Annotated in this window: 1 protein-coding gene and 2 pseudogenes; all 3 read left to right on the forward strand. The window is 68.8% G+C overall.

Translation table 11 applies throughout. The features are described 5' to 3' along the window. Positions 1-813: pseudogene (locus JCM25156_RS24810) on the forward strand (FAD-dependent monooxygenase); the annotation flags it as partial. Positions 814-866: 53 nt separating this feature from the next. Continuing rightward, positions 867-1,730, forward strand: a complete 864-nt coding sequence (cysE, locus tag JCM25156_RS14545; RefSeq protein WP_025813641.1) for a serine O-acetyltransferase — start codon at positions 867-869, stop codon at positions 1,728-1,730. Continuing rightward, positions 1,730-2,142, forward strand: a pseudogene (locus tag JCM25156_RS24815) (NAD(P)/FAD-dependent oxidoreductase); the annotation flags it as partial. The gene cysE and the pseudogene JCM25156_RS24815, both read left to right, overlap by 1 nt.

Consider the following 2,142-nt stretch of genomic DNA (forward strand, 5'->3'; position numbering starts at 1 on the left):
CGTGCGGGTTTTCGCCCCCGATGAGGCCCGCGTGACCCACCGCGCCGAAGGGGCGGTGATCCACACCACCAGCGGGCATGTGATCAACGCCCGGCTCGTCATCGCGGCGGAGGGGCGGCGCAGCCCGCTGCGCGAGCAGGCCCGCATTCCCGTGACCCGCCTGCCGTACAACCAGTGCGGGATCATCTGCGCCGTGGCCCATGAACGCCCGCATGGGGGGCGGGCGCTGGAACATTTCCTGCCCGCCGGTCCGTTCGCGCAGCTTCCCATGGCCCCCACGGCGGATTATCCCAACCTGTCCGCCGTGGTGTGGACCGAGAGCGAGAAGGTGGCCTACCGGCAGGCCGAACTGCCGCATGAAGCCTTCACCCACGAAATCCGCCGCCGCATGGGCGATGACTGGCTGGGCGCGCTGACGCCCGTGGGGCGGCGGTGGGTCTATCCGCTTTCCGCCCAGTACGCGCAGCGTTATGTTGATACGCGGCTGGCGCTGGTGGGGGATTCGGCCCACGGGATGCACCCCATCGCGGGGCAGGGGCTCAATCTCGGGTTCCGGGACATCAAGCGCTGGTGGATATTGTGGGGGCGGCGCATGCCCGTGGCGGGGATGTGGGCGCGCCCGACGTGCTGCGGGCCTATCAGGCGCGCTGCCGGCCCGCCAACCTGCTGATGCTGGCGGCGACCGATATGCTCGAACGCGTGTTCGGCAACGACAACCCCGTGCTGCGCGCGGCGCGCGATGTGGGGCTGGCGGCGATAAATCGCATCACACCGCTGCGTCGCGGCTTTGCCCGGCAGGCCATGGGGCTGTAACCTGCGCGCGCGTACATTGCTAACCAAGGCCGCATGGCCGGAACGGAACCGTCATGTCTCACAAGCAGTCTGCTGCCATTCCCGCGAACAGGCGTGTCAAGCCCGCCCGCCCGTCAACCCTGGGCCCGGTTGATCCGGTCCGGCTGTGGGAAGAAATCGTGGATGGCGCCTGCGGCTGCTGCGATCCGCTGGTCAAGGGACTGCTGGCCACGGGCATCCGCAACCATTCGTCCTTTCGCGGCGCGCTGGCGGCGCTGATCGGGCGCAAGCTGGGCGACCGGTCGGTGGCGGATGACGCGCTGGCCGAACTGGTGATGGAGGTGTTCGAGGCCGACCCCGACATCGTGGGCGCGGCGGCGGCGGATCTGGTCGCCATACGTGAGCGCGACCCGGCCACGGCGGATTACGTGACGCCTTTCCTGTTCTTCAAGGGCTACCACGCCGTGCAGGGGCACCGCGTGGCCCACTGGCTGTGGCATAACCGGCGCGGCTATCTCGCGCTGCACCTGCAAAGTCGCTGCTCCGAGCTGTTCGCGGTCGATATCCATCCCGCTGCCCGGCTGGGGCGGCGCATCCTGCTCGACCATGGCACCGGCATCGTCATTGGCGAGACCTCGGTGCTGGAGGATGATGTCTCGCTGCTGCAGGGCGTGACCCTGGGCGGCACGGGCAAGAACATAGGCAACCGCCACCCCAAGGTGCGCCGTGGCGTGCTGATCGGGGCGGGGGCCAAGATTCTGGGCAATATCGAAATCGGGGAGGGGGCCAAGGTCGGCGCGGGGTCCATTGTTCTGGAATCCGTGGCGCCCTACACCACCGTTGTCGGCAATCCGGCCCGCGTGGTGGGCACGCGGCATTCCAGCCTGCCCGCCTTCACCATGGACCAGACATTGCCCCCGATTGATTACATCATCTGATGATCGAATTCGTTTCCAGACCGCATGTCGCCATTATTGGCGGCGGCCCGGCAGGCTGGCGGCGGCTGAAGTCCTGTCCGCGCGGGGCTGCGCCGTCAGCGTGGCGGAACAGATGCCCACCATGGGCCGCAAGCTGCTCATGGCCGGGCGCGGTGGCCTCAACCTGACCCATTCCGAAACCGCCGATCTGTTCGCCGCGCGCTACGGCGCGGCGCGCCCGATGATGGAAGCCGCGCTGTCCGCCTTTTCCCCGCGCGACATGGTGGAATGGGCGCAGGGGCTGGGGCAGTCCTGTTTTACCGGCAGCAGCGGCCGGATCTTTCCCCGCGCCATGAAGGCGTCCCCCCTGCTGCGCGCGTGGCTTGCCCGGCTTGCGGGGCGCGGCGTGCGGCTGCTGACCCGTCACCGCTGG

This window comes from Komagataeibacter kakiaceti JCM 25156 (assembly GCF_000613305.1).